The sequence below is a fragment of the Protofrankia sp. CiP1_Cm_nod4 genome (assembly GCF_982290645.1).
Window position 1 is genome coordinate 7,206 of sequence record NZ_CEVIVC010000148.1, and the last position, 5,187, is coordinate 12,392.

Here is a 5,187-nt window from a genome sequence, read left to right on the forward strand (position 1 = left end):
GGCGGAGACGCCGTCGGTGCCGACATCAGCACCGACGGCGGGACGTTCGCCGCGCTCCCCCTGGCCGGGCCAGGTGTTCTCGTCAGCGCGCTGGCCTCCGACGCGGTCACTCTCCGGCGCTCCCTGGAGGCCGGGGCGACAGCCGTATCCGCGCGGACAGCCGTACCTTCGCGAACGGGCGAGACCGCGTGAACGGTCCGCGCTACGTGCCCGAGGTGGCGCTCTCCAGCGGAAAGACCAGAAAGGTGCTGCTGGCGGTCGCGACCACCTTGCCGGCGGCGTCGCGGACATCCCCCTCGGCGAACGCGACCCGGCGGCCGGGCTTAGTGACCCAGCCGTGCGCGGTCAGTTCGGCGGGACGACCGCTGACCACCCGTACCGGGCGAAGATAGTTGACCTTGATTTCGATGGATGTGTACCCGGAGCCGGCCGGCAGCGTCGTGTGCACGGAACATCCGGTGACCGTGTCCAGCAGGGTGCAGACTAGGCCGCCGTGAACCGTGCCGAGAGGATTGTAGGCGGACTCGTCCGGAAGGCATCGGAAGACGACGTCGCCTTCGGTGACCTCGTCTATCCCGAAGTCGAAGTGAGCGGTGATCGGCGGGGGCGGCACCCGGCCGTCCCGGATCGCCAGGAGAAAGTCCAGGCCGCTCATCGTCCGCCCCACCGCGGCGGTAGGCAGTGGATCATGCCAGGTGACGGTCTTGCTGCGTGGCTCGCCCCAGGCCGAGGCCGTTGCAGGCGGCTCGATTGTCGTCATGATGCCGAGAGTAGAGCGTATCCGATGGATGTCGGCCCGATGGATGCCGCATCCGGTGGACGCCGGCCAGATGGATGCCGGTCGATGTGGGCGGCCGTGATTGCGCAGCGGTCGCGCGGATCCGGCACATGTGCGAGCGTGGGCGCATCCCGAAGGAGAGCGGCCGTAGCCTGGCGATGGCGTGACCGGTGGATAGCGTTATATTATTAAAAGTATTTGACAGGCTCCGACGCAGTGACAAATATTCCTACGGCTTGACTCACTCATTAGAGGACTGAGTGCAACATAATCGACGAATGACCAGAGCCAGCGGGAGCGAGCATCCAGCCGCCACCCGCCAGGCTCTCCTGGCCGCCGCCCGGCTGCGGTTCGGCACCCAGGGCTACGCCGCCACCGGCACCGAGGAGATCGTGGCCGATGCGCAGGTGACCCGCGGTGCTCTTTATCATCATTTTCGCGACAAAGCGGACCTTTTCGGCGCTGTCATGGAGCAGGTCGCGCTCGAGGTCGCCGAACAGCTCGTGACCACCGAACTCAGGCGGGCCACGGACGAGTCGGACACGGACGCCTGGGAACAGCTACGCGCCGGGTTCCAGTCCTTCCTGGACATCTGCACCGACAGCGACTTCCAGCGCATCGTTCTGGTCGACGGCCCGGCCGTGCTCGGGCATGACGCGTGGGACGTCCTGGTCGAGCGTTACGGCTACCGGCTGCTCGCCGAATGGCTGGCCCGGGCCATCGAGGAGGGGCGGATCGACCCGCTGCCCGTCATGCCTCTCACCCGGGTGCTGGCGGCCGTCCTGTCCGAGGCAAGCCTGTTGATCGGCCGGGCCGGTGACCCGGCGCGGGCGCGCCAGGCGCGCCAGGAGGCGGGCGAGGTGCTGGACCGCCTGCTGGTCGGTCTGGAGGCGAAGAACGGCCTGGTGGCGAAGGACGCCGTTTCGTAGGCCGTCCCCACGAGCCGCGGGCCATCTTCAGGGGCCACGCACCGCCGTTCTCGCACCGGCCGCCGAATGACCCACGCACGGCAGGGGCCGGCCACGATCGACGCGGCCGGCCCCTGCCTGAAAAACATGTCCGGATATAAAAAACTACATTCAGGGCAACGGTTGTTCGCCGATGGGTAGTCGTCCACCGATGGGCGACCACCCATCGGTGGACGACTACCGACCACACCGGCCGGACACCGCTGCCGGTCTCAGACGCTGCGCATGGCGCGCAGGGACTCCTTCAGCGAGGACGTGGTGGCGAGCACCGCGGAGGTCTCGTAGCCGCAGTGCGCCATGCAGTTCGCGCAGCGCGGGTCCTTGCCCCGGCCGTAGGCGTCCCAGTCGGTGGTCTCGACCAGCTCCTTGTAGGAGGAGACGTAGCCGTCGCTCATCAGGTAGCAGGGCTTCTGCCAGCCGAAGAGCGAGTAGCTCGGGATGCCCCACGCGGTGCAGGAGAGATCGCGCTTGCCCTCCAGGAAGTCCAGGAACACCGGCGAGTGGTTCAGCCGCCACTTGGCACGCCGGCCGTCGGCGAAGACCTTGGAGAACAGCTCGCGGGTCTGCGTGACCCCGAGGAAGTGCTCCTGGTCGGGTGCCTTCTCGTAGGCGTAGGCGGGCGAGAGCTGGATCTGGTCGACCTTCACCTCGTCGTTGAGGTAGGCCAGCACGTCGATGACGTCCTGCGGGCTGTCGTTGTTGAAGAAGGTGGAGTTGGTGCCCACCCGGAAGCCCGCGGCCTTGGCCTCCGCGATCGCGGCGATCGCCTCGTCGAAGGTACCGTTCTTCTCCACCACCGCGTCGTGCCGCTCCCGCAGCCCGTCGATGTGGACGATGAAGGTGAAATACGGCGACGGTGTGAACTTCGCCATCTTCTTACGGAGCAACAGCCCGTTGGTGCACAGCAGGACAAACTTCTTGCGGGCAATGAGCTGACGAACGATCTCGTCGAGCTGCGGGTGCATCAGCGGCTCACCGCCGGCGATCGCGACCACCGGCGCGCCGCACTCCTCCACGGCGGCCATGGCGTCCTCGACGCTCATCCGCTGCTTGAGCACGGAGGCCGGGTGCTGGATCTTTCCGCAACCGGTGCACGACAGATTGCACGCGAACAGGGGCTCAAGTTCGAGAACAAGCGGGAAGTGCTTGCGCCGCAGCACTTTCTGCTTGGCCAGGTACATCCCGATCCGCAACGAGTAGCGCCACTCCACCGCCACGGCAATACCGTCCTTCGGCGTCGACGTCGTACGGCCGTACGGCCGCTCCACCACAAGAACATACAGGGTGTACGTACAGCTTGTATGTCCGTCGTGGACGTCGGATCGGCCACTGTCCGCCCGGGGCGGGCCGGGTGGCCCCTGTGGCAACGGCATCCGTCGCCACAGGTCAGCGGGATTGTCATGCGGCCACGTCGGCAACCGGACAGATCACCTGTCACGCGTCCGACAACACTCGGGGCGCGCCCGGCCGGGCCGGAGGGCACTCCCGCGGCGGACCTGACAGCCCGCCGGCCGGCGCTGGCCACCGGCGGCGGCGACCATGCCCGGAGGGCCCGAAGGCCTCATCGGCACGGTCCCGCGGCCGCGACGCGGCGGGTCCCGGGACCCGCCGCGCACCCGGATATGAGCATCCGGACGTGAGCACCCGGACGTGAGCATGGCCACCTGCGCGAAATGTGAGCACGGTCACCACGAACGCGGCATCGCGCATACGCCCCTGTGAACAACGCCGCCCCGTGAACAACGCTGCCCCGTGAACAACGTGGCGCTGTGAACAACGTGGCACTGTGAACATGGACACTCCGGAGAACACGGACACCACCGGACACGACGGCGTGAGTATGGTCACCCACGGAACATGACAGCCCCGGAAACCATCAACTTCGGAAACCATCAGAAGTGGATCAGTTGCGTCCGCAACACGTCCCACTCCTTTTCGGTTTATTAGGACAACGATTTGACCAGGACGGCGGTTTAGCCGACGGGCCGCACGGCCGGGAGCAGCCCCGGCCCGCCTGCCGAGCGGGCCGCATGCCCGCCGGATCCCGGCCGGGCAGCCACCCGAACGCCGGACGAGAGGTTATCTCAGTCACAGAATTCCCCGGGATGGAACGCATACCATCGCCATGGAACCCGTACTTCCCCAAATCGGTGACGGATGGCCCGCGTCGCCGGCCCATCATAATTCCTGGTGGAACCCGGCGGAAGTTGCGTGGGCCCCACCGGCGGGCCGGCGAAGCCGTCAGCCAAAGGGCAGCGGTCCCGACGCCTAATATCAGCGGAAAGCAACAGGACATCGGCACGGAGGCCACATGGGGTTGAGCACGTGTTGCGCGGCGAGCGCGAAGGCGGGCGTATGACACCAGGCGGGCACTTGGTCACGCACCTGGTCGGCGAGCGGTTCCAGCTCGTCGAGCGGCTCGGCTCGGGCGGGATGGGGACGGTCTGGCGCGCGTTCGACACCGACAGCAATGTCGAACGCGCGCTGAAAGAGATCCGTATTCCTGACCATCTCCCGGCCCGTGACCGCGAGATGCTGATCGAGCGTGCCCGCCGCGAAGCGCGTAATGCCGCCCGGCTCGGCGTCCATCCCCATGTGGTCACCGTTCACGACCTGGTCGAGGACAACGACACGCGGTGGATCGTCATGGACCTGGTATCCGGATGTTCACTGGCAACAATGATCACACGCGACGGCGCGCTGGACGAGCGGGAAGTGGCCCGGATAGGCATCGCCCTGCTGGACGCGCTGGCGCACGGTCACCGCAAAGGCGTTCTGCACCGGGACGTCAAGCCGTCGAACGTTCTGATCACCGCTGACGGGACCGTGCGGCTCACGGATTTCGGGATCGCCGTCTACGAGACCGATCATCGGATCACCGCCGCCGGCGGCCTGGTCGGCACCCCCGCCTACATGGCTCCCGAACGCATCCGCGGTGAGGACGGCGGGCCCGCCAGCGACCTGTTCTCGTTGGCGACGACCCTGCTGCACGCTGCGGAGGGCATCTCCCCGTTCGGGCGGGATACCACCTTCGCCACCATGCACGCCGTGGTCTACGAGGCCCCGACCGTACCGACGCGGGCCACCCGGGCCTACTCGGTGCTCAGCCCGATCCTGGCCAAGGAACCGTCCGCCCGCCCGCCGGCGGAGCGGATCCGCCGGCAGCTACAGGCTCTGCTGCGCGCCGCACGGCCGGGCCCGCTGCTGGTCCCGAACGACTGGCCGGCCACGAGCGTCGCGCCGACGACCAACGCCTGGCCGGCCGCGCGAGCCTTCTACGAGGCCCCGACCATGTCCTGCGCGCCGATCGACCGGCCGTATCCCGGTGACTACGAGCACACCGTCCACGAGCTCGACACGATCGGCATCGAACTGCCGGCCACCGACGCGGCGCAGCCCACCCCGTGGCGGGAGGCGGCGCCACGGCGGGCACATGCCGAG

The 5,187-nt window shown here is 67.7% G+C and carries 4 protein-coding genes and 1 pseudogene; 3 read left to right on the forward strand and 2 right to left on the reverse strand.

The features are described from left to right. Nucleotides 1–192: pseudogene (locus tag AC5LSR_RS20400) on the forward strand (urease accessory protein UreD); the annotation flags it as partial. 10 nt (nucleotides 193–202) lie between these two features. Here the strand turns inward: AC5LSR_RS20400 and AC5LSR_RS20405 are convergent. Then, nucleotides 203–760, reverse strand: coding sequence for a PaaI family thioesterase (locus AC5LSR_RS20405; RefSeq protein WP_250285683.1), 558 nt, complete (start codon nucleotides 758–760; stop codon nucleotides 203–205). A gap of 296 nt (nucleotides 761–1,056) precedes the next feature. On the opposite strand from AC5LSR_RS20405, the gene AC5LSR_RS20410 reads away from it, so the two are divergent. Continuing rightward, nucleotides 1,057–1,707, forward strand: a complete 651-nt coding sequence (locus AC5LSR_RS20410; RefSeq protein ID WP_250285684.1) for a TetR/AcrR family transcriptional regulator — start codon at nucleotides 1,057–1,059, stop codon at nucleotides 1,705–1,707. Nucleotides 1,708–1,958: 251 nt separating this feature from the next. On the opposite strand, the gene hpnH is transcribed toward AC5LSR_RS20410, so the two are convergent. Further along, nucleotides 1,959–2,963 (reverse strand): adenosyl-hopene transferase HpnH, encoded by a 1,005-nt coding sequence (gene hpnH, locus AC5LSR_RS20415; RefSeq protein WP_250285685.1) that lies wholly within the window; start codon nucleotides 2,961–2,963, stop codon nucleotides 1,959–1,961. 1,138 nt (nucleotides 2,964–4,101) lie between these two features. On the opposite strand from hpnH, the gene AC5LSR_RS20420 reads away from it, so the two are divergent. Beyond that, a partial coding sequence (locus AC5LSR_RS20420) for a serine/threonine-protein kinase (protein ID WP_493468841.1) occupies nucleotides 4,102–5,187 on the forward strand: 1,086 nt, incomplete at its 3' end.

Coding starts and splice junctions, on each gene's coding strand:
- AC5LSR_RS20405 (WP_250285683.1), bottom strand. CDS start 760: ATGACGACAATCGAGCCGCCTGCAACGGCCTCGGCCTGGGGCGAGCCA.
- AC5LSR_RS20410 (WP_250285684.1), top strand. CDS start 1,057: ATGACCAGAGCCAGCGGGAGCGAGCATCCAGCCGCCACCCGCCAGGCT.